The organism is Croceitalea vernalis (assembly GCF_031846405.1).
GTDB classification, from domain to species: domain Bacteria; phylum Bacteroidota; class Bacteroidia; order Flavobacteriales; family Flavobacteriaceae; genus Croceitalea; species Croceitalea vernalis.
On the sequence record NZ_JAVRHU010000002.1, the window covers coordinates 421309 to 446882 of the forward strand.

Genomic DNA, 25574 nt, shown 5'->3' on the forward strand with positions numbered 1-25574 from the left:
TTTACTACAAAAAGAAAAGCCCTTGAAAATTTTCAGGGCTTTTCTTTTTGTTATTACTAGAACTTATCTTGTATGTCATCAAATGTTCCGAGAACATTTGCATTGTTAGCACCGGTGACTTTGCCAAAAATATTAACTCTTGAGGTGTCTCCTATAAATTCAATTGTAGCATTATCTTCAAGAATAAGGTCACCGTATATAGTAAGATTACCTTCAATCCGTAATGTGGCATTTTCTCCAACAGTTAAATCACGTCTTCTATTGTTTCGAGCAACTATAAAGGTTCCTCTCATTTCAAAAAGACCATTATCTGCAATAGATACCGCATTGTTTACCGTCCATGTTCCGCATAATAATAAAGAACCCGATACGGAAATAGATCTAAATCTTCTAGAACCGCTATAAGCCAAACTTTGGCTAGCTGCTACGTTTAAATTAGCATTCCCTGAATATGTCGGCGTCCCAGAACATTTTTCTGCAAGGTCTTCAGAAGGTTTATTCATTTTAATAATTTGAAGTCCTTCACGACCAGAAGCTGCAAAAATATAATCTCCTTTTGATGCTACGTAGTTCGTAGAACCATCTAATTCAATAACCCCAACAGTACTCAATATATCATCTTCTTCTTCTGCCAAACCAAGGCCAGCACCTCCATTAGCCATTAAAATAACACCTTCATTATAGGCAGTAGCATTAGTGACTATATCACTTTCGATAACATCAGCAGGGTTAATAGTGATTGGAATATATTCTTGAAATGCACCAGTATTGATATTGTATACACCCGCACCATTTCTTCCTTCAGCTACAATAACCTTATCACCCATAATATCTAGCGTTCTTTTATCGGCTTCTCTAAAATCAGAATCTATTTGAATTTGAGAAGTTTCTTGTAAATCGGAATTTAAAATTCTAACTCCAGCACTCGCATCCAAGACTAAATATGTACCATCTTTAATAACGACTGAGCGTAAATCTTGAAAAGGAACTTCATTTACTATTTCTAAACTACTAGTATCAAATTCAGTAACATAACCGTCTCGACCACTAGTCACATAAAGACTACCATTGGCCACAAGCGCATCATTAGCATTAAATCCTTCTTGATAATTATATGTCAAATCAGAAGTATCAAACCTACCATTGCTAGCTGCAACTTTAATTACTACTGAATTTGCAGAGGCTAAAGCAGATTGCTCTGCGTCTACACCACCTACAACATAGATATAGCCATTACTATAATATATTGCATTTAAATCTTTATCATAGGAATAGGCTCTACCTGTTAACCTTGGTGCAGCAGGATCACTTACATTGACAATATCTACAGCCCCCTTATAATCGGCACCAGCAGTGTTATATGATATATAAGCGTAATCTCCATCAATATGGATATCAGTTGCCGTTAAATTTTCGGCACCACTAAACGATGGTGGGGCAACCTGAGCCACTAAAGCTAATGGATAATTACCTGCCTGTTCATTAGCAAAAATGGATTGTGCTCCGGTTTGAAAATTCTCTTCATAAATTTCCATGGCTCCACTTTTATCATAAATAATACTATTGGTTAAAACTGTGGCATTAGTTTCATTTCCAAAGCTAGCTTCTTCTTGCTCAAAAATAGTTGTGCTATCTGTACATGAGGTAATAACTATAGAAACCAAAAAGGCATAAAGTAGAACTTTTTTCATAAGAGTTGGGCTTTAATTCGTTTGGTAAATCTTAAACGATGTAAAAACCTACATCTTATGTAAAGTGTACGATAAATTCGATGAAAAACACCAATTCTTTGAAATATTCTTAATAAATAAGAATATTCTTACATAAATTGATAGTATATTTTAAATTTTACCTAATTTTTCTAAAACAAAAAGGATAATAATAGGCAAAGCCAACAATATTACAACCAGCGTATCTGTTGCTAATAAACTGGGATTGAATAGCAATGTAACCAAATACCCCCCAATTGCACCACCAAAATGAGCCGTATGTCCAATATTACCCAATCTCTTCTTCATTCCGTAAATGGAATATAGAAGATATCCAATACCCAATACATAAGCCGGTAACGGTATAGGAATAAAGAAAAAACCTAAGGTCATATCTGGATATAATAGTATCGCAGAATATAAAACCCCTGTGACTGCTCCACTAGCCCCAACTGCGCTATAGTAAGGTTCGTCTTTATGAAAGAACAATGCCAAAAGACTACCCGCTAATAGGCTAATTAAGTAAATGATTAAAAACTTCGTCGGACCAAATGAAGAAATAACTACATCTGCAAAAAAATATAAGGTAAACATGTTAAAAAGTAGGTGTGAAATATCAACATGTAAAAAGCCAGAAGTAATGGTTCTTTCTTTCTGACCAGCCTTAATGCCTCCAATACTAAACTTGTAACGTTCAAAAAAACCAATGTCGTTGAACCCTCTAATAGAGACCAAAATATTTGCAGCGATTATAGCAATTGTTGCTATGTGTAAATTGTACATTACAAATAAAGTTAAGTGTCAAATATAGCTATATTTGCGCATACGTTTTTTACATGCAACTACTGGCTTTTCTATTAATTTATCCACTACTTTGGATTATTTCACGTTTACCATTTACACTTCTTTATTTTATTTCTGATGGTCTTTATTTGTTGATGTATCATGTTATTGGCTACCGGAAAAAATTAGTAAATAAAAATCTGCATTTAGCTTTTCCCAATAAGTCGGATGAAGAAATTCTTCATATTCAAAAGAAGTTTTATGCCCATATGTGTGATAACATGTTAGAAATTATCAAAACAATGGGGATGACAGTAGCCCAGATGGATAAACGTTTTATTTTGACCAATGAGCATATCATCAATGAATATGCTGCTCAAAATAAGAGTACGGTTTTATTGGCAGGACATTATGCGAGTTGGGAATGGCTTCTAGCACTGAATACAAGGCTTAAACCCAAAGCCTTTGGTATCTATCAGAAAATTAGCAATCAATATTTTGAGAAACTCCTCAAAAAAATTCGTGGAAGATTTGGTACTACTTTAATACGAACCGTAGAATCAAGACAAATAATAGCCGACCTTGTAAAAAACAAGCAGAACTTTGTTTTAGGCATAGCAAGTGACCAGTCTCCTATGCTCAACAGACCTAGACATTGGAAAGAATTTTTAGGGGTTAACGTTCCTATTCATGTTGGTGGAGAACGTTTGTGTAAAGAACACAATCTAGTGCCTATTTTTTTACAAGTACGAAAAGTAAAGCGAGGATACTATTCTGCTACTTTCAATGTCATAACTGAAAGTCCAAGAGAATTGCCGGATTATGAAATATCAGAACGTTTTATGAGCGGTCTTGAAGCGTCTATTCGTGAGGCTCCTGAATACTATTTATGGACGCACAACAGGTTTAAACATATGGGCAAAGAGCATAAAAAGTTCGATTAGTATTTTCTAGTTGATAATTCGTTTATTTAGTATCTTCAAGTCATATAACCAGCTGAAATGAATGACTTAGATATTGCTCGTAAAGTTACCCTAAAACCCATCTCAGAAATCGCTCAAAGAACAGGTATACCTATTGATTCCATTGAGCCATACGGGAAGTATAAAGCAAAGCTTCCAATTTCACTAATTAACAAAGAAAAGGCTTCAAAAGCTAATCTGATTTTAGTGTCGGCCATATCGCCTACCCCAGCAGGTGAAGGAAAAACCACAATGTCCATAGGTTTAACTGAAGGATTAAATAGATTAGGTAAAAAGACGACGGTTGTTTTGCGTGAACCTTCTTTAGGTCCTGTGTTTGGTATTAAAGGTGGGGCTACTGGAGGCGGATACTCACAGGTTTTACCAATGGAAGATATCAATCTCCATTTCACTGGAGATTTTGCGGCAATTGAAAAAGCTCATAACCTATTGTCTGCTTTGATTGATAATAATATTCAGAGTAAAACCAATTCTTTAAACTTAGACCCAAGAACCATTTCATGGAAACGTGTCGTTGATATGAATGATAGGTCTTTACGGCATATTATTGTTGGATTGGGCGGCACTGGTTCGGGTATTCCAAGAGAAACTGGTTTTGATATTACTGCAGCTTCTGAAATAATGGCCATATTATGCCTTGCGGAAAATCTTTCTGACCTTAAAAAAAGACTGGGAAACATATTTATCGGCTACACTTTCGATAAATCACCAATATATGCCAGAGATTTGAAAGCTGAAGGCGCAATGACAGCCTTATTAAAAGATGCAATACAACCAAATCTAGTTCAAACTATTGAGGGAAATGCTGCTATAATCCACGGTGGACCATTTGCAAATATTGCGCAAGGAACGAATTCAGTAATCGCTACAAGAATGGGGATGACGTTTTCAGACTATGTAGTTACTGAGGCCGGTTTCGGTTTTGATTTAGGAGCGGAAAAGTTCTTTGATATCAAGTGTCAAAGCGCAGGTTTGTCTCCGAAAGCTGTAGTATTAACTATAACCGTTCGTGCTTTAAAATATCATGGTGGCGCTCCTTTAAGCGACTTGAAAACCACGAATACCGAGGCGCTTTTAAAAGGCATTCCGAATTTAGAAAAGCACGTAGAAAATATTAAACAATTTAATGTAAGTCCGGTAATTTCAATTAATAGGTTTCTAAGTGATGCTGATGAAGAAATTGAAATCATTAAAAACATTGCGAAAAAGCTCGGTGTACAAGTAGCTATCGCCAATGTCTGGGAAAAAGGCGGTGAAGGCGCTTTAGATTTAGCAGAGAAAGTAATTGCTATTGCTGAAAAGACTACTTCTGATTTTACTCCAATGTATCAATGGAAATCTTCCGTTACGGATAAAATTGAAACTATTGCGACAAAAATTTATGGTGCAAAACATGTGGATTATTCTGCACAAGCAAAAAGAGATCTGAAAAAGATTAGTGATTTAGGTCTAGATCACTTAGCTATTTGCATTGCAAAAACGCAAAAATCATTATCAGACAACCCTAAACTTTTAGGTAGGCCGAAAGACTTTATTATTACAGTTCGGGAGATTGAAATAGCTGCCGGTGCCGGATTTTTAGTCCCAATTACCGGTAACATTATGCGTATGCCTGGACTACCGACTCATCCTTCTTCAGAAAATATTGATATCGATGAAAACGGGGTTATTAGCGGCCTTTTTTGATTAATGTTTAAAGTGTATAGTTCATCTAAGTTGTTATTAAACTTATCATATTTGTGCACAGAGCAGATTTATGTGGGATTCTTCACTAAGGTCAAAATGAAAAAAGAGAATTAAACCGAATTAATACCATGCTAAGGCACAAAGTCTCATGTAAAAGGGAATAAAATTCTACTTGAATATTTGGGTTATAATCCAGCAACAGCTTTAATCTCTGCAATAATTTTATCGGCCAAAGCATTAGCATCGTCTTGGCTTTTAGCTTCGGTATAGATTCTAATGATAGGCTCCGTATTTGATTTACGAAGATGAACCCAGTTTTCAGCAAAGTCTACTTTTACACCATCAATGGTAGATAAATCTTCATTTTCATATTTTTTAGCCATTGTACTTAAAATACCATCCACATCTAATTCAGGAGTGAGTTGAATTTTCTTTTTGCTCATAAAATAACTTGGATAGCTTGCTCGTAATTCAGCAACAGTACCTCCTTTTTCAGCCATCAGCATTAAAAACAAAGCAGTACCGACTAAAGAATCTCTTCCATAATGACTTTCAGGATATATAATTCCTCCATTTCCTTCTCCACCAATAACTGCGTTGTTAGCCTTCATCTTTGTCACCACATTGACTTCACCAACGGCTGCTGCCTCATAAGTACCACCGTGTTTTTGGGTAATATCTCTTAAGGCTCTAGATGATGATAAATTTGAAACTGTGTTACCTTTTGTTTTACTCAAAACATAATCTGCACAAGCGACAAGCGTATATTCCTCTCCAAACATTTCGCCATCATTGCTTATAAAAGCCAAACGGTCCACGTCTGGGTCAACTACAATACCAAAATCCGCTTTCTCTTTTACCACCAAATCACATATATCACCTAAATGTTCTTTTAAAGGTTCTGGATTATGCGGAAAATGCCCTGTTGGGTCACAATACAATTCTACCACTTCAACACCAAGCTCTTTTAATAATTTAGGGATAGCAATACCTCCCGTAGAATTTACGCCATCTACTACCACCTTAAATTTCTTTGCTCTTATAATGTCGGCGTCAACTAGTGATAAATTAAGTACTTCATCAATATGAACATCGATATAAGCGTCATTCTTTGTTATATTACCTAAATCATCAACTTCTGCAAAATCAAAATCTTCTTTTTCGGCTAATTCTAAAATGATAGCTCCCTGAGCAGCATCTAAAAACTCACCTTTCTCGTTCAATAATTTTAGCGCATTCCATTGCTTGGGATTGTGACTTGCAGTTAAGATAATACCTCCATCAGCTTGCTCTAATGGAACAGCAATTTCAACAGTAGGAGTGGTCGACAAGTCTAAATCAACAACATCAATACCTAATCCAACTAGAGTAGAAACTACTAAATTCTGTATCATTTCACCAGATAATCTAGCGTCACGTCCGATCACAACTTTTAGGTCGTCTTTACCAGCATAGCTTCTAAGCCAAGTACCGTATGAGGCTGCAAACTTTACTGCATCAATTGGTGTTAAGTTATCACCAGTGTTACCTCCTATTGTACCTCGAATCCCTGATATTGATTTGATTAGTGTCATATTGTTTAAAAAGTTTTTGCAAATATAAATTGATGGTTCTTAAATCGTGTTTCGAATTTGTAAATTCAACCAATGAATTTTTTAGCTCATATTTATCTTTCGTTCGATGATCCAGAAATTACGCTTGGTAATTTTTTTGCAGATCATATAAGAGCGAATAAATACAAGCATTTACCTAATACCGTTCAAAAAGGCATTTTATTGCATCGTGAGATTGATACTTTTACAGATTCACATGCCATTCCTAAAATAAGTAGTAAAAGGCTTCATAAAAACTATAGTCATTATAGCCGCGTGATTGTTGATATTTTCTATGATCATTTTTTAGCTAAGAACTGGAAAAACTACTCCAAAACGCCTTTAGATAGTTATGTAGAGTCTTTTTATGATTTACTTGAAGATAACTTTGATATACTTCCCTTGGGCACCCAGCGCATGATGCCTTATATGATTGCCGATAATTGGTTATACAATTACTCGAATTTAACTGGTATTTCAAGGGTGTTAGATGGGATGAATAGGCGCACCAAGAATAAATCTAAAATGAACTTTGCCATTTTAGACCTTGAAGAGCATTATTCAGATTTTGAAACCGAGTTTACTTCTTTTTTTGAAGAATTGATTACCTTTTCCAAACATAAATACAACTCACTATGCGAAAATTAATACTGTTTTTATTCCTACTCCCCTTAATCAACTGTAAAAAGGCACCAGTACTGCCAACCGGTGAAATTGCGGAAAAGGCCATGGTGGTTTCGGCAAGAGAAGAAGCATCTAAAATTGGTGTTGAGATTATGAAAAAAGGAGGTAACGCTTTTGACGCTATGGTTGCGACAGAAATGGCGTTAGCAGTTTCTTTTCCTTTTGCCGGTAACCTTGGTGGTGGTGGTTTTATGGTATATCGTAAAGCTGAGGGAGATATTGGCGGATTGGATTATCGTGAAAAAGCGCCGTTAGCCGCACATCGAGATATGTATCTGGATTCATTGGGTAATGTAATTCCTAATATGAGTACAGTTGGTGCTACTGCTGTTGGAGTTCCTGGCACCGTGGCTGGAATTATAGAAGTACATAAAAAATATGGTTCTCTTTCACTAGAAGAGACTTTACAACCCGTGATAGATTTAGCCTATAGAGGTGTTGTTGTGACGGAGAAGCAAGCAAAAAGATTGGAAGGCTACAAAGAACGATTTATCGAAGTGAACGGAGATAGCACTAAGTTTGCGCAAGGTTTCAAAGCTGGAGATACGATTAAATACCCTCAATTAGCCAAGACCCTAACCAAAATAATGAATGAAGGTCGAGACGGGTTTTATAAGGGAGAAACAGCACGAAAATTAGCTTCTTTTATTCAGGAAAATGGAGGCTTTATTACTGAAGAAGATTTAGAAAAGTATGAAGCAAAATGGCGTTACCCTGTAACTTTTAATTATAAAGATTTAAAAATTATATCTATGAGCCCGCCAAGTAGCGGTGGGGTAACAATGAATCAGATATTTAAAATGATGGAGCCTTATGATTTGGCGTCCTTTGGACATAATTCTGAAAAAACAATCCAATTATTTACTGAAGCTGCTCGCCGTGCCTATGCGGATAGAAACTATTTTCTTGGTGATCCGGACTTTACAGATATCCCTTTAGATGTGATTTTAACTGACGATTACTTACTTCAACGAATGGAAGGCTTTTCTTTTGACAAAGCCACACCATCTTCAGAAGTGAGCCATGGTGAAGTAGAAATCGTTGAAAGTATGCAAACTACCCACTACTCTATTGTTGATAGTCAAGGTAATGCAATTTCAGCAACGACAACACTTAATGGTGGTTATGGGTCTAAATTATATTCTGAAGAATTAGGTATCTTTTTGAACAATGAAATGGATGATTTTAGCTCTAAAATGGGTGTTCCGAATATGTTTGGATTAATTGGTGCTGAAGCCAATAGTATTGAGCCAGAAAAAAGAATGTTAAGCTCCATGACTCCTACCATTGTAGAAAAGGATGGAACGCTCTATATGGTCGTTGGAACCCCTGGTGGATCAACAATAATCAACTTTGTAGCACAAACAATTTTAAATGTTTATGAATTTGACTTTAGCATGCAAGATGCTGTCAACGCTCCTCGATTTCATCATCAATGGCTACCAGATATGATATTGTTTGAAGAGGAAGGATTTTCTGATGAGTTAAAGACCAATCTTAAAGACAAGGGTTATAATCTTTTTGAAGGACCTGCTAGAATTGGAGGCAAAGTAGATGCCATTAAAATATTGCCAGATGGTCGCTTAGAAGGTGGTGCTGATAAACGTGGTGATGATAAAGCGGTTGGATATTAACATTTAACTGTAGTCATCATTAATATGTTTGACATCACCCTTCTTACTGAATCTCGATACATTAATCCAACGAAAATTAATGCTTTTAATAAGAATATTCTTTTAGAAGATGAAATCGTATTAAAAGCTCTTGAGGCGTTAAATCTTAAGGTTAATCGTGTTGCTTGGAATGATACTAGTTTTGATTGGAGCACAACAAAAAACGCATTATTCAGAACTACATGGGATTATTTTGAACATTTTGAAACCTTTAAGCAATGGATTACAGAAACTGCGGTTAAGACTAGGTTTATCAACTCTGCATCACTTATTTCGTGGAATATTGATAAACATTACCTAAAAGCGTTAAGTTTAAAAGGAATTAAAATTCCAAAAACACTATTTATTGAACCTGGTGAGAATGTAAACCTTCTTCAAGCAATTCAAAAGGCAAAAAACAACTTCAATTTTAATTCAGATGAGTTTGTTTTAAAACCATGTGTTGCTGCCGGCGCTCATCATACCTACAAATTTCATTTTTCAGAATGGGAAAAACATGATGCAGTTTTTAAAGAATTAATAACTAATGAAGCTTTGATGCTTCAAGAATTTCAAAAGAGTATTGTTCAAGATGGTGAAATTTCTATGGTGCTTTTCAATGGCCGATTCACACATGCTGTTGTTAAGAAAGCCAAAGAAGGTGACTTTAGAGTTCAAGACGACTATGGCGGTACTGTTGCCTTATATGAGGCTTCCATTGAACAAATTAAATTTGCAGAAGCTGTTATTGATGCTTGTCATGAACAACCCATCTATGCACGGGTTGATATTTTTGAAGATAATGAAGGTGAACTTGCCTTAGCTGAGCTTGAAATTTTTGAACCTGAACTTTGGTTTAGATTATACCCAAAAGCATTGCCGATAATGGCATCAGCCATAAAAGAAAAAATGAGCTTATGAAAAAATTCTTAAAAGTTACCGGTATCATTATAGGTCTTGGCTTGTTACTTCTCATACTGTTTGGATGGATAAAAAGTGAGTCTTTGCCTGAAGGAAGTAAAAGTCAAGAAGCTGATTTGTTAGCAAACAAGATGCTAACAGCACTTAATATAGAAGCCTATAAAAACACTCGTTTTTTAGAATGGACTTTTAGAAATGGAGCCAATCAGTTTGTTTGGGATAAAGAACTAGGGATTTGCGTTGTAAAATGGGATACTTATGAAGTTCGTCTTAATCTCAATAATACAAGTCAAAGTAAAGTGATTAAAAATGGAGAAGCCATAAATACAAATGATAAACAAAAACTAATTAAAAAGGCCTTAAATTATTTTAATAATGATTCCTTTTGGTTGGTGGCCCCCTATAAGATTTTCGATAAAGGAACAGAGCGAAGCATAGTTGATTTAGAAGATGGTAGTAAAGGCTTATTAATTACCTATACCACCGGAGGAGATACACCTGGTGATAGTTATTTATGGCTTTTGAATGAAAATGGTTTTCCAAACAGCTATAAAATGTGGGTCTCTGTAATTCCGATTGGTGGGTTGAAAGCAAGTTGGGATGATTGGATAATCACTGAAAGTGGTGCCTTTCTTCCAAAAACGCATGAATTTGGTCCATTGACAATGGATATGGGATCAGTAAAAGGCTATAATGAATAAAATTAGAATTACTTCAGAAGCATTAGAAGGAACTGAAATATCATGGTTCGCTCCTATTTGCAACGGGGATTTTGAATATTTAGGTCAATTTGATGACCATTTAAAAAGTGATTGGAAAAACACCTCTACTATTGTTCAAACCGCTGATCAATTGGGCTATAGAAATGTATTATGTCCAAGTTCATATCAGGTTGGACAAGATACTTTGACTTTTGCTGCCGCACTCGCACCACTAACAAAATCAATTAATCTGCTGGCTGCAATACGTTGTGGTGAAGTTCACCCCCCTATGTTAGCAAGAGCATTAGCCACTTTAGATCATATTCTTAATGGACGTTTAACCATTAACATTATCTCCTCAAACTTACCTGGTGAAGATTTGGATTCTGAGGGCAGATATCAGCGCTCCAGAGAAGTGATTCAAATATTAAAACAAGCATGGACCCGAGACGAAATTGACTTTGAAGGTGAATTCTATAAAATAAAAGGCTTAAAAACAGAACCTGTACAGCCCTATCAGCAAAATGGTGGTCCCCTGCTCTACTTTGGGGGATATTCCCCAGCGGGGGTGGCACTTTGTGCAGAATATTGTGATGTTTATCTTATGTGGCCAGAGACGAAGTCTAGACTGCTAGAATTAATGCATAATATGAGTGCAAAAGCCGCTGAAAAAGGAAGAACTGTTGATTTTGGTCTGCGAATTCACATGATAGTTCGCGAGACAGAAGAGGAGGCTCGAGCACATGCAAAAAAAATAATGTCTAAGATTGATATTCAGCAAGGTGATGAAATTCGAGAAAGAGCGCAAGACGCTAAATCTTTAGGAGTTTCAAGGCAAAGTGAAATGCGAGAATTAGCAGATATGGATGGTTTTGTGGAGCCCAGCTTATGGACAGGAATTGGAAGAGCGCGATCAGGTTGTGGAGCTGCATTGGTCGGTAATCCAGATCAGATATATCATAAAATTCAAGAGTATATTGATATGGGCATACGTAGCTTTATTTTCTCTGGTTATCCGCATCATGAAGAGTGTAAGCTATTTGCTAAATATGTATTACCTAGATTAAAAACAGTCTCTTTGCCTGAAGCATATGGACGAAGACCAAAAAACCAGCCCTTAACACCTTTGGCAAAAGGGAAACGAAAATAAGCATGGACTTAGTTGTAGTAGGAATCTATTTTGTTTTAGTAATGGTTATTGCTTTACGTGGTCGACAAGATAAAGATGCCACTATTGATGATTATTTTTTGGGTTCCCGCAATTTAAAATGGTATTCCATAGCTTTTTCAACAATTGCAACAAATGTTCATGGATATCAGTTTTTAGGCATGATGGGGTCTGCATATCTATTCGGTTTGGCGCAAGCAAATTTTGAAATCAATGCCATACAAGGCCTTTGGATGGCTGCCTTCATTTTTGTTCCCTTATATCTAAAAGACCGTGTAGTTACCATCTCTCAATTCATAAAAAACAGACTTGGTAAAACGGTCTCGCTTACCTACTCTATTGCTAATATTATAATGTTCGCATTTTTAGGTATAGGTATCGCTTTAATGTGGGGAGCTTATGTTGCAGAATTGGTCTTTCAAGATGAATTACTTTTTATTAGTGAAAATCGTTTAACAAGATTAATCGTTCTAATTATTTTTTTAGGAGTGTTCTCGGCTATATATACCTATTTTGGTGGGTTAGCGGCCGTAGTACGAACTGATATTCTTCAGTTTGGTATTTTAACTCTTGGCGGAATATTGATACTTTGGGTTTCTATTAAAAAATTAGGAGGTTTCGGGCAACTCTACGAAAAAACACCAGAATTAATGCATTTGCATTTACCTATTGATCATCCACAATTACCGTGGTTAGGTATGTTAGGTCTATTCTTTTTAAATATAAATTATTGGTGTGCTAATCAATCTGTCATTCAAAGAAGTTTGGCCGCTAGGACCCTTAAAGATGCTCAAACAGGACTTATGGTTGGTGGTGTTATGAAATACTTAATGGCATTAATAGTAATTATTCCAGGTATTGCTCTTGCTGGTATTTTGGGACCCGAGGCTCTGGTAGACGAACCGGATAAAGCGTTCTCGTATGTTGTTACCAATTTTCTCCCCACGGGATTACGAGGTATCATGCTCTGTGCAATTTTTGCTTCTTTGATGAGTACTATCGATTCCGTTTTCAATTCTTTAGCCACATTATTTTCTATAGATATTTATAAAGGTATTTTAAGAAAAGAGGCAACCGATCAACAAGTAGTAGCTACGGGTCGTAAAACGATTTTGGTAGGTTTGGTAACAGGAATTATAACCGCTATTTTTCTTATTTCATATAAAATAGCCAACGCAGAATCAGCATTTACTCATGCTTTGAACGATTTGCGCTATATTTTTAATACAGGTTTTGTAGTTATTATATGCGTGGCCGTTTTCTTAGTCTTTCCAAAAAAGAAGCTGGCATTACTGGGTTTTATAGCAACTCTTCCAATTAATTTGCTCACAAGATGGCTTTATCCTGATATGAATTATCTAATCCGAGCATTAGTTATTATAAGTGTCGCACTGTTGATTGTAGCCATACCCACAATTATTCAAAATGGTAATAAACCTGTCAAAGAATATGTTCAGTTTGGCAATAAAGGTGTGAAATGGTTTGGTTTTGGTTTGTTGATTTCTTTGTTACTGTGTCATATCATTTGGCATTAATACTATTTATAATATTATTAAAATTTCTAAAAATGCGTAAGTTCTATATAATTTCTTTCATTGTTTTAGGCTTCATATCTAATAATTCAATGTCTCAAAAACTTAAAGTGAGTGACAACAAAAGGTTTTTGGTCACGGAAGATAACAAACCCTTCTTTTGGTTAGCGGATACGGCTTGGGAACTTTTCCATCGCTGTGATAGAAACGAGGTACAAATGTATCTTGACAAAAGGAAATCGCAAGGCTTTAATGTTATACAGGCCGTTGCATTAGCTGAAATTGACGGTTTAAATACTCCTAATTCTTATGGTGAGAAACCCTTGCTAAATAATGACCCAAAAACCCCGAACCCAAAATACTTTGAACATGTAGACTGGGTTATAAAAGAAGCAAAAAAGCGTGATATATATATAGCCCTACTACCAACATGGGGAGATAAGTTAGATACAAAAAGTTGGGGAGTTGGTCCTGAAATATTCACAGAAGAAAATTCCATTGTTTTTGGAGAATGGATGTCAAATCGGTATAAAGATTTTGACAATATTGTATGGGTGCTTGGAGGTGACCGTAATCCAAGGGCAAATTCAAAGGATATTGATGTCTGGAATGCCATGGCCAAGGGCATTTTATCGTCTTATGATGCCTCAAATAAAGTCTTAATCACCTATCATCCGCAACCTAAGGAAGACGGTGGTTCATCAACATGGTTTCATAATGAAGAGTGGCTCGATTTTAATATGCACCAAACAGGGCATTGTGCAAACCAAGGAACTTACAAGCATATAACACATGATTACGAACTTCATCCCACAAAACCTGTTTTAGACGCAGAACCTTTATATGAAGATCATCCTAATTGTTTTAATTCAAAAGAACTAGGGCACTCTTCTGCAAGAGATATTAGAAGAATAATGTATTGGAATGTTTTTGCTGGTGCATTCGGTCAAACTTATGGTTGTCATGCTGTTTGGCAGATGTTTGATTTAGATAAAGAGGGTATTAATCAGCCATTACGCCCCTGGAAACAGGCCCTAGATTTACCTATGGCCAATCAAGTTAAACATCTTAAAAATCTTATGCTCTCGAGACCTTTTTTAAATAGAATACCAGACCAATCAATGATTATCGATAATCAAATAGATGATAACAATTACACTATAGCAACACGAGATAGTGATGGAAACTATGCCATGATCTACTTTCCAATGGGGGAGGCAATAAGTATTACTTTAAAAAATTTAAAAGGCGACAGTTTTACAACATGGTGGTACGATACAAGGACAGGGACTAGTTTTAAAGGAGAAAACATTCAAGTAAAAGAATTAAAAATCACACCTCCATCTTCTGGCTTAGGTAATGACTGGGTTTTAATAGTAGATAATCCTTCTCGCAACTATACAAAACCTAGCCCAACAAAGTGAAATTACCTTCTTTAAAAAGACTAATTATTGAACCGCTCACTGCTAAAGACGGTGAATTTATGTTTGAACTGATGAATAGCCCAGGCTGGTTGAAATATATTGGCGATAGAACAATTAAGAATGAAACAGATGCTGAAAAGTATTTAGTAGCTAATATCATTCCTTCTTATAATAAACACGGATTTGGACTTTATAAAATTAGTTTACGCAATAATTCAAAAGTTATTGGCATATGTGGTCTATTACAACGAGATTACTTGAAAAGCCCTGATTTAGGATTCGCAATCCTACCGAATCATTCGGGACATGGATATACACACGAGGCTTCAAAGGCTATATTGGATTACGCTAAAAAGGACTTACAGATTGAAATTACTGAGGCTATAACTGTTGAAGATAATCATGCCTCTATTGGACTTCTTAAAAAATTAGGTTTTCAAAGACAAGAGCTTATTACAAGAGATAATGAGCAATTACTACTGTTTAGAAAGTATTTATAGCTCGGTTAAACTAAATTCTGATAACACAACCTCCCACTCTTGTGTTTCAATTATTTCGAGTATTCGTTGTGAAATGGCCTGTTCTAGTAATACAGAATCCTTCTTTATACCAAAGGCATAAAACTGAACATCAAATTTAATTGGTAATAACTCGAGCTTGCGTAAAGAAGAATCTTTTCGAATACGGTATTGTAAAATGGGTTCGTCATAAATAAAAGCATCTATTTTTTGCGCATTTAAATCTTGTAAACCCGGTACAACCCCCTTATATAAATTTATATCTCTAAAAAAATGTGTTTTCAAAAAATCATCAGCTTCAGAGCTTTTAACTGTGCCCACTGCCCTTTTCTTAAATGAATTAAAATCTTCGCTGCTATTGGCTAACTGATTCACTGTTAAGCTCGAGGCAATACTTGCTGTTAATCCTGAAACGAAAAGTAAACCACTAAACATCAATCCCAAGGCGGCGACCTTTCCCATTCTTGTTTTAGGCGCCTTATCTCCATAACCAACTGTTGATAGGGTCACCATTGACCACCAAAGTCCATCCCATAAACCCCGCCAGCCCGGTCGAAAATGTTCCGGATTTCCTTTATGCTCTGCCAACCAAGTTATGCAACCAAAAAATAACAACATCACTAATAAAAAAAGGAATCCACGTAAAAAGTTAATGTGAAAGAACGCACTAAAAAAATGCTTTACACGCTGTAAAGAAGATTGTTGTGCTACCGCAATGGTGGAATGCGATGCAAAAAATGAGTGGGTAAACTCCATTTCTTTACTACGATCACCTGTTATGGTCAAAGGGTTAATACTAACATCTAAATTGCCTTGCTTTAATGAATCAAGCATATCAGCAAAATCTAGTTGTACCAACTCATAATTCAGTTCTAAATCCTCCGCAACCTGCTTCCATAGCCATACGTTTATACCTTCTAACAATCCATCTTCTTGAATAATAAAAGGAGGTGCCGTAGTAAAACCAACCTTTAAAGTGTCTTTGGTTACCTGAGCAAATTGCGGTTGAAAGGTGCATAAAAGAAATAGAATCGTGAAAAATCTAGACATTAGATAAAAATGATTGATTTATGTCTTAAAGATAGCCTATCACTGTCAATTCTTAACCTGCCCTACCTGTCTTTTTAATTCTTCCATGGACGCTTGAAGTTGTCTTAATAGCCCTGTTTCAGTAGTAGCATCAACATTAAAGGTTAATTTACTACTAACCTCCCAAATTTCTTGAATTTGAAAAGGCTTGATATCATATGGTGGATAAGTTTCGTTTAAAGATACTAAGGTGATATTATTAGAATTGGGTGGTCTTTCAATTTTTTTGACCATTACAGAATCTTGTAAAACAACAACATACATTTTATTGGCACTTATGTGGTCAATATGTTCGATGGCTCGGGCAAGAACCCATTCTCCTGAATGTAGATTTGGTAGCATACTATCTCCTTCTACTTGAAAACCTCGGTACGTAGCATTTCGAAATTCAGGAATCGGCATATCAAAAGCTGGTAATTGTTGGTACCAACTTGTGTCTGCAATATTTTGTGGATAACCTGCCGCAGCCTTTGCATTAACTAAAACCATATTGTCTTGATCTGAGCTATCTACAGTAACCACTTTTGGGATGACAGTTGTATTCGAAGTTTCTAAATGTTTTGCTTCATTTTCACCAAAGAGCCAAAGTGGATTAATTTTAAATTGCTTCAATAACTCCGTCACCACTTTACCAGAAAGTTTGGTTCTACCTCGCTCAATATCTGCCGTAGTATTTGAAACTCCTAAAAGCTCAGCAAATTCAGTTTGAGTATACCCCAAATCTCGCCTTACTTCTATAAATCGTTTTAAAGTGAGTTCATTTTCCATATTCAAATATAACTAATTTGGATTATTTCCAAAATATATTTGGATTATTTCCATAATTTGGATTATTTCCATACTTTTGATAGGAATATGTCCAAGTATGAATTTTGAAAGAGTAAAAGAAAAACTAAATATCCTTGCAGACGCCGCTAAATATGACGTATCATGTTCAAGTAGTGGTAGTGATCGTAAGAATAAAAATAAAGGCCTAGGTGATGCATCTAAAATGGGAATATGTCATAGTTATACCGAGGATGGACGCTGTGTGTCTCTTTTAAAAATATTATTGACTAATCATTGCATTTTTGATTGTGCTTATTGTGTAACACGAAAGAGTAATGACGTAAAACGAGCTGCCTTCAAAATTCAAGAGGTGGTTGATTTAACCATCAACTTTTATCGTAGAAACTATATTGAAGGGTTGTTTTTAAGTTCAGGCATATTTAAAAGTCCTGACCATACCATGGAACGGTTAATAGCTGTTGCGAAAAAATTACGTGAAGAAGAAAACTTCAATGGATATATTCATTTAAAATCCATCCCTGGTTGCAGTGATGATTTAATGTATGAGGCCGGATTGTATGCTGACCGTCTTTCGGTTAATATAGAAGTACCCACCATATCTGGCCTTAAATTACTAGCTCCTGACAAAAAGCATGAAGATTTTACCAAACCTATGCTAAAAGTTAAAAATGAGTTGATACGCTATAAAAATGAGCGTAAGATTATTAAAAGCACCCCTAAGTATGCTCCTGCCGGACAAAGCACTCAAATGATTATTGGTGCCACTGGTGAAAGTGATAAGGATATTATGTTTTCCGCTACCCACTATTATAAGAACTATAACATGAAGCGGGTATATTATTCAGGCTATGTGCCAGTGGCTGAAGACAATAGATTACCCGCAATTGGTTCTCAAGTACCTATGCTTAGAGAAAATAGATTGTATCAGACAGATTGGCTTTTACGGTTTTATGGCTTTGCAGTTAATGAAATTGTGAATGATTCACATCCAAATCTTGATGTGGATATAGACCCAAAATTATCATGGGCTTTAAGAAACATGCAATACTTTCCTGTGGATGTAAATAAAGCCGATAAGCGAATGCTAGTCAGAATACCAGGTTTGGGCCTGCGTTCTGTTAGTAAAATTTTACAAGCACGAAAATTTAGAAAACTGAACTGGGACCACCTTAAAAAAATTGGAGTGGCTCTCAACCGAGCTAAATACTTTATGATTTGTGATTCTACAAATTGGCAAGCCAAAGATTTAGAAGCGGATAAGATTAAAGGAATGATTCTGCAAACCTCGAGTGGAAAGTTTAGAAATCAGTATAGTAATCAGTTTTCACTATTCACAAGCAATTAGAATACGATGAAAAGAACACTTGAAAAACAAAGCTATTTGGAGCGCAAACGCCAAGCAATTTTAGACTTAGGCTATGATTACATCAAATTCAGAAGTAGATCAAAAAAATCACTTAGAACTTTAAAGAAAATAATACAAAACAACACCTACCATTTTGAAGAGGCATACGATTAAGTATAGTTCCTATCAAAATAATATTAAAAAAGAAGAATTATGAAAAATTCAAAAACACTTATTTACGACGGTAGCTTTAATGGCTTTTTAACTGCAGTATTCATTGCCTTTGAAGAAAAGATTGAAGTAGCCGATATTCAAAAGAATGGACAGGCTCAAAATGGATTATTTTCAGAATCTGAAACTATTTTTACCAATGTTAGCAAGGCTAAAAGGGTCTGGAATGGTGTACGATGTAAAAGCCATAATGCCATCTCTAACATTTATTTTGCTTTTTTAAGTGAGGCGGAAGGTATAGAACCTATGCTCTTTAACTACATTAAAATGATAATGGCTACCGCTACCAGAAAACAGTTAGACTTTTCAGATGAAACTGTTCTTTATATTTCACAATTAGCAAGAAAGGTTGGTCGAGAAAAGCATCGTATGGAGGCCTTTGTACGCTTTCAGTTAACCAAAGATGACATATACTTTGCGAACATTGAACCAGATTTTGATGTACTACCACTAGTTTCTAAGCACTTTCGTAATAGGTATGCTGACCAGCAATGGTTAATTTATGATGTTAAGCGTAAATACGGTATCTATTATAATTTAGAACGGGTTGAATTGATTTCGCTAGACCTATCTGAAATACATTTTAATAGAACTAATAAAAGTAAAACCTTTACTGAAGGAGAGTATGATTATCAAGCACTATGGAATAACTATTTTCAAAGTACCAATATCAAATCTCGAATTAATAGAAAACTACATACCCAACATGTTCCCAGGCGCTATTGGAAGTATTTGAGTGAAAAGAAAGAAGCGGTTTAGTTAATGATAGTAATTAGGTAATAGCTTTTTATATGACTTGAAACTAATTTAATAATAAACGAACTCCTGAATTGGATTTTACTATATTTTTGCTGATTTCATCGAATTGCGTTAAGAATGTCATTATAGTGTATACACGAATCGAAAAGTCAAAAACTGGGGCTGTATAAATTTTTAGTTGGTCACAATAATCCATTTTTTTAAACTTTCATCAATTTCAGATGAAAGTTCTAGGGTTAGTGAACGAGACATATAAATACCAGCGGCAGAACTTACACTTCCAGCTGCAAGGCAAAGATTTGTATTTTCTTCTGGATTAAACTCTCCGTTTTCAGCATTGTAAACAAACTTCTGATTAGGTGATTCCGTATCACTTTCAACAAGGCTTAAAGACGCACCCTCAAGAACGCCTTCAGACATTTCTACGCAAAACCCAGTAAATTCTACAGAGCAAATTTGAAGGGTTTCTTCATTGTATGAAAACTGAACATCACCACCACTTGGCTTACAAGAATGGGTGTGCAGTACTTCATTAAATCCATTACCTCGAGTGTCAATACACCATCCAAGTTGGTCTTGTTCATCTAAATTGTCTTCAAGATGAATTAATGGTGTTGGAGTTTGAATAATTGGCGTGACCAATTCCATATCCTCAGATTCTATAATTATAATAGGTTCCTCTTCTTGACTGGAACCACAGCTCGAGATAAAAGTGAGAATAATTATTGCGAATAAACGGAACTTTGTTATCGGGTAATTATTGATTGCTTTTACTTTTTGACTAACTTCTTTCATAAACCTCTTTTTGACTAATTATATTGCTAAGACTACGCTTTAGTAAAATGGTTTAATCGAAAAAAAAGAAGGTTTACTAAACTAAACTACAATTAAGAAGATCTCTGATTAAAACTTTTACGATAAATAAAGTCATACAGCCAACTACATTAAACTAAAATTCATGAATAATAAGAAAAACAGTTTCTTTAAGAGGTTTAGAATTTGTATAAATTTCAAATTTATATTTAGTTTTTTAAGCACCCTGGTTTTATTTTCATGTGATTCAGAATCTCTTGAAGATAACACTATAGTAGATGAAGTCGTGGATGATGTGTATTCCATCTATCCCATAAGTCTAGCTTATAAAGAATCTCCAGGAGAAACAATTGTACATTATGTAGGTGGTGAATTGGTTTCGAATAGTCTTGAAGATTTTAATTCAATTTTTGATGGAACTGACGGTTTAGAAATTTTTAACGAAGAAACAGAAGTGTATTGTGAAGGCGCGACCGTTACTTTTAATACTGATGATGAACTTACTTTTGAATATAATAACCTGTCTTTTGATTACAATTACTTTTTTCAAAATGACACTTTAAAACTCAACCTAAATAACCAAATAGTTGATTTGGCTATTGGTGATAAACAAACTTTAACCATATATGGCAGTTTATACCACTTTATTACCGCTAACGAATCAGTTGGAAGTAGTGAGGCATTCCTAAAATTTAACTTCAATGATCAGTTCTTTTTTAATGCTCGCGAAGATCGCTATATTCCAATAACAAACCCTCAGTTCATGGACCCGCAGGATGAAGCAACGTTCTTCAACAAAGCCTATCGTTTAGAAGAAGTTGATTAATGTTTATTTATTTGAGATGGACTCTATTTTAGCATAGTTAATATGGATTTTTTATACCAGTTTAAGGTAACAACTACATAAAATATTATTTACTTATTAAAGCAAATAGATACTCTTTAATTAGGTCTAAAAAAAAGTGTATACAGTGACCCTGTTCCGCCAAGCCCAACTCCACCACCAAAATTTATTGCAATAGAGCCGTCTCCTTTTAAATCGCCTACATAAGATATAGAACGTGCAAAACGGTCATCTGGACCAAGAAACAAGTCAAAACCACCTTCCGTTGCACTAATTTTATCAAATGTTTTTACGGTTTTATCTTCATTTAGATATAGGATATACCCGTTACCTTCATTTTGCTGATTGGCTCCCGTAACTAAATCTGTTATTCCATCACCATCAATATCTCCAGCTGCGCACATAGCATGCCCAAACTGCGCACCAAAAGTACCATTGGGGTTCTCTTCTAAATCAAGTGTTTCCGTAAAACCATTTAATCCTTCAGTAATTTTAAGTTTAGATTCCACATTGAACGTGGTACTATTTAGAGAAAGCATCCAAATCGCTCCTTTGCCACCATCAGAAGTGAAAGCTCCTACTGCCATTTCTAATGTTCCGTCATTATCTATGTCTCCTAGCATAGCAACTTCTCTACCTCCAAATTGATCATTGTCCTCAAGCCCTTCTCCAAAACCACCAGTACCAGATCCGATATTTACAGTGCTTCCATGTACAACCTGTGAATCATCGTCTAAAAATAATATGTTGATAGCACCACGACTAATTCCACCCAAATCTGAACTAGGTTCACATGCAACCAAATCAATTCTACCATCATTGTTGATGTCACCAATAGCGGAAAGTCCTTGTGCAATAATGTTTGAGTTTTTTACGAAATTCTTAACTGTACCATCGCTATTTAGATGAATAATGTACAATGCTCTGTTGGTTGAATTTGTAGCTGAAGCTGCAATATCTGGTATTCCGTCATTATCATAATCTCCAATGCCTGCAACTCCATAACCAAAGAAATTGCCTTCAAGCAGTGTTTCATTAAATCCGCCTTCTAGGGTGGATATTTTTTGATTAGATGAAACAGAACCATCACTATTCATAAACAAGATATATACCGCTCCGGCATCAATCTCTCCATCATCATCTGATCGCGCGCCTATAACGTAATCTATTACCCCATCTCCATTCACATCTCCTATTGCATCATGATCTCTCGCAAACCTGTCTCCAGCATCCAAATCAGCATCAAGCCCTCCCAAACCATTCTCTATTTTAATAAACCCTTCAACTTCATAATTGTATTCCAAAGCGGGATCAATTACTTCATCATCAACTTCTTCTAATGAGTCTATTTCTGGGTCATCATCGCTATTTACAACAACATCATCACTGCTACAATTTAGGAATGTAAATGCAGATAAAACTATACTTAAAAACGAATTAAATTTTCTGAGGTTTTGAGGCTTATTTATCATGTTATATGGTTAGTTTAGAGTAAGACCTCGATAAAGACAAAAGGTTTAATTTGGAATTTAAGAAAACAGAAAGATTGATTTTAAACCTACTTTTAAAAAGGAAAACAAAGCATAATCCAATAATGAATTAAGATTCTCAGAGCTACAGGGTGTAGACAAATCGAAAAGTCAAAAACCGCGGCTGTATAAAGGTTTCAGAAGAGAAAACGGATAAATTATTAGCTGAATTACGTACTTGAGAATCAATATCCAAAATATTCGTTGCTTTTAATTCATACTCCCATTTAGCTTCTCGGTTTTTGCGATAACTTAAGGTAGCATCCCAATTTTGAAACGATTGCGAATTACCGTCGCCTAAGTCTTGGTTGGTATACGTATAATTAGTTCTAAACGTAACTGCTTTCCAGATATAAGCATCAAACTCTACAGAAGGTGCATTGGTCGTAAAAGTAGTTTCTCGCCCTCCTTGGTCATTATTAGTAACGCTATAACGATACCTCAGGTTAATGTTTGGCGCTACTTTAAAATTAGTTCGTAGTCCTGGAGTATAGGTTTGTGTAAAACCTTCATTTAACGACTGATTTCCTTGAATAAACTGGTTTATTTTACTGTAGTTAAAGCTGGCATTAAGTGTAGCTCGTATTTTACCAAAAGTGCGTTGTACGCGACCAAAAAGGCTGGCATTTTCATCAGCAAAACTAGAGTTGAAAAAGGTACTTGTTCTAATAACATTATCAAAACTGGTTAGGCTACGTACTTGGTCGATATTACTTGAATAAGCTGCCCTAGCAAAAACGTTGGTGTAATTAAACAAGTTGAAACTACTATACAACAAGCTAAGGTTATTTGATAGGGCATTTTGTAAGTCTGGCGTACCAAATTGAATATCATTAAAATTATTTAAAACCAAACCTTCTGCCAGTCTTGTAACGTCGGTAAACTGATTTTGCATGTCATACCTGAATGTAAGTGACTCACTTTTCTTCAATTGAATTCGGGTTTCAAAATCTGGTAAAATTCTAAAGAAGTTATCTTCAAAGGTCTCACCAAACTGTATATTCTTATTACCATAAGCGTGTACTGAAAAACCTGGAGTTATAGTAAACTTACCAGTCTTTACGCGATAATGTACGCCTAAATAAACATCACTAAAGTTATACTCTGTGTCATTGACTGCAAGGCCGTCATTTATCGTAGGTGTTGGTTCAAAGCTCGAACCATCTTCTAAAAACTGAAAAATATTGGAATTGAAAACTTGTCTACTTAAAATTGTACCAAGCGTAAAGTTGATATTACTCTTAGTATTCAGAATATTGTAGTAATCTAATTTAGCGTCTACTTGATTACTCTTTATTCTTCTGTTTTGAGCTAGGTTGTAGGTATTTAGGGTGTTGTCCAAACCTAAGGCATCTGCAGTATCATCAAAAGCATCATCACCAGCCGGATCATTAGCTAGAATAGCATTGTAAAAAGGATCTTCATTCTTCAATAAGTGTTGCGCCTCAAAGGCAAAAATATTATCCTCGTTCAAGGTATAATAATAATTGATATTTTGGTTAATACTATATGGTGTAACTTCATCTAACTGTGTGGTATTTCCTATCACTGAAGAAAACAAATTTTGATTTTGTCTATCATTAGAAACACGGGCCAGTACATCATAATCTAATTGATTGCTAAAATTAGGTTGGAAGGAAGCACTTAGCTTAAGCAGTGCTTGATTAGAACGTTCTCTACTTGATTGTTCTGTAAGCTCATCTGGTATGCCCAAGCTAGGGTCAGTATACTGTATAAAACTCGTTTCTCTAGACAATATTCGACTACTATTGTAAATTAAAAAACCACTAAAATCAATAGTTTCTTTTGGTGAATAGCTAAAGTTTCCTGTTGCTAATTTGTTTTCAATTTCTAGGGCATTTGCCTGCGTCGTTAAAAAGTTAAGACTATTATCACCTAAATTAATATTAGTACCACTATTTCTGCTTGGCGACCGAAAACCGCCTCCAAAACTTCTAATATCTCTCCTTGTTAAGGCAGCTTCTCCAGTATTATTTAAGTCACCTATAAAATTTAAACTGTATTTGGGAGTGTAATAGAATAATTTTGGTTGTAGAATATAAAGTTCTTTATCCGGCGCAACTCCTCCTCCAGCAGTGATATTTCCGAACCAAAAATTTTCTTTTCCTTCTTTCAATTTAATATTCAAAGCGAAGTTATCTTGATTGTTAGTTACCCCGCTTAATTGACCAACTTCTGAGTAATTTCTAAGCACTTGAATTTTATCAACTGCTTTAGATGGAATGTTCTTAGTAGCGAGTTTTGTATCACCATCAAAAAAGTCTTTTCCATTGACCATCAACTTATTAACAACCTTGCCTTCTACTTCTACCTGTCCATCTTCATTAATCTCAACGCCAGGTAACTTCTCTAAAACATCTTCTAATTTTCGTTCGCTTCCGTTCTGAAATGAATCAGCATTATAACTAATGGTATCACCCTTAATAGTAACAGGCATCTCATAAATCAACTCAACTTCATCAAGCTGATTTTCTGACTGCATGATATAGTTTTTAAATATATCGGCCTCCTGTGTTGTTAAAACTTCTTTCAGCATTTTCATGCCGACATAACTAATTTGTATTTCGTAGATACCGTTCTTGCCTAGCTCTAATTTAAACTTACCTTCATCATTTGTTATTCCGTAAGATTCTAAGCCGCTAGTTTCTTGGTTTATAGCGATGACATTAGCCAATTCAAGAAAGCTACCAAGACTATCTTTTACAACACCTTCAAATTTAATTTGGCCACTAGCTATTGTAGCCACTAATAGCAGCACTATAAAAAATACGTTCTTCATATTATTTGGAATACTTGGCGCT

22 protein-coding genes are annotated in these 25574 nt (G+C 35.3%); 14 read left to right on the forward strand and 8 right to left on the reverse strand.

Annotated elements, in window-relative coordinates; all coding sequences use genetic code 11:
• Nucleotides 1-56: 56 nt before the first annotated feature.
• Together RM520_RS08305 and RM520_RS08310 are read right to left on the reverse strand one after the other, a co-directional pair.
• Nucleotides 57-1691: an LVIVD repeat-containing protein gene (locus RM520_RS08305; RefSeq protein WP_311387675.1), complete on the reverse strand. Its 1635-nt coding sequence runs from the start codon at nucleotides 1689-1691 to the stop codon at nucleotides 57-59.
• Between the two features lie 150 nt (nucleotides 1692-1841).
• Nucleotides 1842-2492, reverse strand: coding sequence for a rhomboid family intramembrane serine protease (locus RM520_RS08310; RefSeq protein ID WP_311387676.1), 651 nt, complete (start codon nucleotides 2490-2492; stop codon nucleotides 1842-1844).
• Between the two features lie 53 nt (nucleotides 2493-2545).
• On the opposite strand from RM520_RS08310, the gene RM520_RS08315 reads away from it, so the two are divergent.
• Nucleotides 2546-3436: a lysophospholipid acyltransferase family protein gene (locus RM520_RS08315; protein ID WP_311387677.1), complete on the forward strand. Its 891-nt coding sequence runs from the start codon at nucleotides 2546-2548 to the stop codon at nucleotides 3434-3436.
• Nucleotides 3437-3493: 57 nt separating this feature from the next.
• Nucleotides 3494-5161 (forward strand): formate--tetrahydrofolate ligase, encoded by a 1668-nt coding sequence (locus tag RM520_RS08320; RefSeq protein WP_311387678.1) that lies wholly within the window; start codon nucleotides 3494-3496, stop codon nucleotides 5159-5161.
• Between the two features lie 185 nt (nucleotides 5162-5346).
• Here the strand turns inward: RM520_RS08320 and glmM are convergent, their stop codons facing one another.
• Nucleotides 5347-6735, reverse strand: coding sequence for a phosphoglucosamine mutase (glmM, locus tag RM520_RS08325; protein ID WP_311385247.1), 1389 nt, complete (start codon nucleotides 6733-6735; stop codon nucleotides 5347-5349).
• A gap of 72 nt (nucleotides 6736-6807) precedes the next feature.
• Here glmM and RM520_RS08330 point away from each other — a divergent pair, with 72 nt between their 5' ends.
• Genes RM520_RS08330 through RM520_RS08365 form a run of 8 tightly spaced genes read left to right on the forward strand, consistent with a single transcriptional unit; the run spans nucleotide 6808 to nucleotide 15335 of the window.
• Nucleotides 6808-7401, forward strand: a complete 594-nt coding sequence (locus RM520_RS08330) for an acyl carrier protein phosphodiesterase (RefSeq protein WP_311387679.1) — start codon at nucleotides 6808-6810, stop codon at nucleotides 7399-7401.
• On the forward strand, nucleotides 7389-9071 hold the full coding sequence (ggt, locus tag RM520_RS08335) for a gamma-glutamyltransferase (protein WP_311385249.1): 1683 nt from the start codon (nucleotides 7389-7391) through the stop codon (nucleotides 9069-9071). The genes RM520_RS08330 and ggt overlap by 13 nt, the downstream gene beginning before the upstream one ends.
• Nucleotides 9072-9095: 24 nt before the next feature.
• Nucleotides 9096-10010: an ATP-grasp domain-containing protein gene (locus tag RM520_RS08340; RefSeq protein ID WP_311387680.1), complete on the forward strand. Its 915-nt coding sequence runs from the start codon at nucleotides 9096-9098 to the stop codon at nucleotides 10008-10010.
• Entirely contained in the window at nucleotides 10007-10711 is a 705-nt protein-coding gene (locus RM520_RS08345; RefSeq protein WP_311387681.1) for a hypothetical protein, read from the forward strand. The genes RM520_RS08340 and RM520_RS08345 overlap by 4 nt, the downstream gene beginning before the upstream one ends.
• Nucleotides 10704-11861 carry an LLM class flavin-dependent oxidoreductase gene (locus RM520_RS08350; protein WP_311387682.1) on the forward strand — a complete coding sequence of 386 codons (1158 nt, stop codon included), beginning with the start codon at nucleotides 10704-10706 and terminating at the stop codon, nucleotides 11859-11861. The genes RM520_RS08345 and RM520_RS08350 overlap by 8 nt, the downstream gene beginning before the upstream one ends.
• 2 nt (nucleotides 11862-11863) lie before the next feature.
• Complete coding sequence (locus RM520_RS08355) at nucleotides 11864-13414, forward strand: SLC5 family protein (protein WP_311387683.1); 1551 nt, start codon at nucleotides 11864-11866, stop codon at nucleotides 13412-13414.
• Nucleotides 13415-13446: 32 nt separating this feature from the next.
• On the forward strand, nucleotides 13447-14835 hold the full coding sequence (locus tag RM520_RS08360; protein WP_311387684.1) for a glycoside hydrolase family 140 protein: 1389 nt from the start codon (nucleotides 13447-13449) through the stop codon (nucleotides 14833-14835).
• The gene (locus RM520_RS08365) at nucleotides 14832-15335 is read left to right on the forward strand and encodes a GNAT family N-acetyltransferase (RefSeq protein WP_311387685.1); all 504 of its coding nucleotides are present in this window, start codon (nucleotides 14832-14834) and stop codon (nucleotides 15333-15335) included. The genes RM520_RS08360 and RM520_RS08365 overlap by 4 nt, the downstream gene beginning before the upstream one ends.
• Here RM520_RS08365 and RM520_RS08370 read toward each other — a convergent pair.
• Complete coding sequence (locus RM520_RS08370; protein WP_311387686.1) at nucleotides 15330-16403, reverse strand: transporter substrate-binding domain-containing protein; 1074 nt, start codon at nucleotides 16401-16403, stop codon at nucleotides 15330-15332. The two genes, RM520_RS08365 and RM520_RS08370, sit on opposite strands and share 6 nt — an antisense overlap.
• A 45-nt stretch (nucleotides 16404-16448) precedes the next feature.
• Entirely contained in the window at nucleotides 16449-17210 is a 762-nt protein-coding gene (locus RM520_RS08375) for an XRE family transcriptional regulator (protein WP_311387687.1), read from the reverse strand.
• Between the two features lie 97 nt (nucleotides 17211-17307).
• Between RM520_RS08375 and RM520_RS08380 the strand changes: the two genes are divergently transcribed.
• The 3 genes from RM520_RS08380 to RM520_RS08390 are packed head-to-tail and all read left to right on the forward strand — an operon-like array spanning nucleotide 17308 to nucleotide 19566.
• On the forward strand, nucleotides 17308-18576 hold the full coding sequence (locus RM520_RS08380; protein ID WP_311387688.1) for a putative DNA modification/repair radical SAM protein: 1269 nt from the start codon (nucleotides 17308-17310) through the stop codon (nucleotides 18574-18576).
• 6 nt (nucleotides 18577-18582) lie between these two features.
• Nucleotides 18583-18750, forward strand: coding sequence for a hypothetical protein (locus RM520_RS08385; protein WP_311385259.1), 168 nt, complete (start codon nucleotides 18583-18585; stop codon nucleotides 18748-18750).
• Nucleotides 18751-18789: 39 nt separating this feature from the next.
• Nucleotides 18790-19566 (forward strand): TIGR03915 family putative DNA repair protein, encoded by a 777-nt coding sequence (locus RM520_RS08390; RefSeq protein WP_311387689.1) that lies wholly within the window; start codon nucleotides 18790-18792, stop codon nucleotides 19564-19566.
• A 174-nt stretch (nucleotides 19567-19740) separates the two neighbouring features.
• On the opposite strand, the gene RM520_RS08395 is transcribed toward RM520_RS08390, so the two are convergent.
• Nucleotides 19741-20361 carry a hypothetical protein gene (locus tag RM520_RS08395; RefSeq protein WP_311387690.1) on the reverse strand — a complete coding sequence of 207 codons (621 nt, stop codon included), beginning with the start codon at nucleotides 20359-20361 and terminating at the stop codon, nucleotides 19741-19743.
• Nucleotides 20362-20524: 163 nt separating this feature from the next.
• Here RM520_RS08395 and RM520_RS08400 point away from each other — a divergent pair, with 163 nt between their 5' ends.
• Nucleotides 20525-21205 (forward strand): hypothetical protein, encoded by a 681-nt coding sequence (locus RM520_RS08400; RefSeq protein ID WP_311387691.1) that lies wholly within the window; start codon nucleotides 20525-20527, stop codon nucleotides 21203-21205.
• A gap of 116 nt (nucleotides 21206-21321) precedes the next feature.
• Here RM520_RS08400 and RM520_RS08405 read toward each other — a convergent pair whose 3' ends face one another.
• Nucleotides 21322-22695 carry an integrin alpha gene (locus RM520_RS08405; RefSeq protein WP_311387692.1) on the reverse strand — a complete coding sequence of 458 codons (1374 nt, stop codon included), beginning with the start codon at nucleotides 22693-22695 and terminating at the stop codon, nucleotides 21322-21324.
• A gap of 142 nt (nucleotides 22696-22837) precedes the next feature.
• Nucleotides 22838-25552: a carboxypeptidase-like regulatory domain-containing protein gene (locus RM520_RS08410; RefSeq protein ID WP_311387693.1), complete on the reverse strand. Its 2715-nt coding sequence runs from the start codon at nucleotides 25550-25552 to the stop codon at nucleotides 22838-22840.
• Nucleotides 25553-25574 lie beyond the last annotated feature (22 nt).

Bases quoted from the DNA above. Each gene is read 5' to 3' on its own strand.
- RM520_RS08305 (WP_311387675.1), bottom strand. From the start codon at position 1,691: ATGAAAAAAGTTCTACTTTATGCCTTTTTGGTTTCTATAGTTATTACC.
- RM520_RS08310 (WP_311387676.1), bottom strand. From the start codon at position 2,492: ATGTACAATTTACACATAGCAACAATTGCTATAATCGCTGCAAATATT.
- RM520_RS08315 (WP_311387677.1), top strand. From the start codon at position 2,546: ATGCAACTACTGGCTTTTCTATTAATTTATCCACTACTTTGGATTATT.
- RM520_RS08320 (WP_311387678.1), top strand. From the start codon at position 3,494: ATGAATGACTTAGATATTGCTCGTAAAGTTACCCTAAAACCCATCTCA.
- glmM (WP_311385247.1), bottom strand. From the start codon at position 6,735: ATGACACTAATCAAATCAATATCAGGGATTCGAGGTACAATAGGAGGT.
- RM520_RS08330 (WP_311387679.1), top strand. From the start codon at position 6,808: ATGAATTTTTTAGCTCATATTTATCTTTCGTTCGATGATCCAGAAATT.
- ggt (WP_311385249.1), top strand. From the start codon at position 7,389: ATGCGAAAATTAATACTGTTTTTATTCCTACTCCCCTTAATCAACTGT.
- RM520_RS08340 (WP_311387680.1), top strand. From the start codon at position 9,096: ATGTTTGACATCACCCTTCTTACTGAATCTCGATACATTAATCCAACG.
- RM520_RS08345 (WP_311387681.1), top strand. From the start codon at position 10,007: ATGAAAAAATTCTTAAAAGTTACCGGTATCATTATAGGTCTTGGCTTG.
- RM520_RS08350 (WP_311387682.1), top strand. From the start codon at position 10,704: ATGAATAAAATTAGAATTACTTCAGAAGCATTAGAAGGAACTGAAATA.
- RM520_RS08355 (WP_311387683.1), top strand. From the start codon at position 11,864: ATGGACTTAGTTGTAGTAGGAATCTATTTTGTTTTAGTAATGGTTATT.
- RM520_RS08360 (WP_311387684.1), top strand. From the start codon at position 13,447: ATGCGTAAGTTCTATATAATTTCTTTCATTGTTTTAGGCTTCATATCT.
- RM520_RS08370 (WP_311387686.1), bottom strand. From the start codon at position 16,403: ATGTCTAGATTTTTCACGATTCTATTTCTTTTATGCACCTTTCAACCG.
- RM520_RS08375 (WP_311387687.1), bottom strand. From the start codon at position 17,210: ATGGAAAATGAACTCACTTTAAAACGATTTATAGAAGTAAGGCGAGAT.
- RM520_RS08380 (WP_311387688.1), top strand. From the start codon at position 17,308: ATGAATTTTGAAAGAGTAAAAGAAAAACTAAATATCCTTGCAGACGCC.
- RM520_RS08385 (WP_311385259.1), top strand. From the start codon at position 18,583: ATGAAAAGAACACTTGAAAAACAAAGCTATTTGGAGCGCAAACGCCAA.
- RM520_RS08390 (WP_311387689.1), top strand. From the start codon at position 18,790: ATGAAAAATTCAAAAACACTTATTTACGACGGTAGCTTTAATGGCTTT.
- RM520_RS08395 (WP_311387690.1), bottom strand. From the start codon at position 20,361: ATGAAAGAAGTTAGTCAAAAAGTAAAAGCAATCAATAATTACCCGATA.
- RM520_RS08400 (WP_311387691.1), top strand. From the start codon at position 20,525: ATGAATAATAAGAAAAACAGTTTCTTTAAGAGGTTTAGAATTTGTATA.
- RM520_RS08405 (WP_311387692.1), bottom strand. From the start codon at position 22,695: ATGATAAATAAGCCTCAAAACCTCAGAAAATTTAATTCGTTTTTAAGT.
- RM520_RS08410 (WP_311387693.1), bottom strand. From the start codon at position 25,552: ATGAAGAACGTATTTTTTATAGTGCTGCTATTAGTGGCTACAATAGCT.